Genomic DNA, 448 nt, shown 5'->3' on the forward strand with positions numbered 1-448 from the left:
GAATGCTTTCGAGAAGCTCATCCTCGTCATCTTCGTCATCCTCCTCATTCTCGGTTTTATTATTACCACCTTTCCGCGACGACATGACCTTCCCACTCAGCGGCTTGCCATTCGTGCCAATCTCCCAGTCCCTATCTAACTCCCAGCCTTGCTTATAGTCTTCTCGGGCGTGCAGAAACTTGCACGAGTCGCCAAATCCACAGAACCCCGTCTGCTTCCAATCCTTGCATACATCGGGTGCATAATCCATCACCGTGATCGTGCGCACGTTCGTGGGAGCTTTTATTGGACCAAACTGCTTGCTGGGCGCATCTGGGTTTTTCTGAATGAAGGATTGATAGTTCGCCGCACCCTTGTAGGTACCATCTGGGCCCGAAGGGCCATTGTTGGATGACGACCCCGGCTTCGACCGCGTAGAGCCCAGTAAATTCTTCGCGCTCAGATCTTC

The 448-nt window shown here is 52.7% G+C and carries 1 protein-coding gene; it reads right to left on the reverse strand.

The window, feature by feature from the left end; all coding sequences use genetic code 11:
* On the reverse strand, positions 1-268 hold a 268-nt coding region (locus JS756_RS39125), incomplete at its 3' end, for an RING finger protein (protein ID WP_205387494.1).
* Between the last annotated feature and the right edge of the window lie 180 nt (positions 269-448).

Source organism: Streptomyces actuosus (genome assembly GCF_016921115.1).
GTDB classification, from domain to species: Bacteria; Actinomycetota; Actinomycetes; order Streptomycetales; family Streptomycetaceae; genus Streptomyces; species Streptomyces actuosus_A.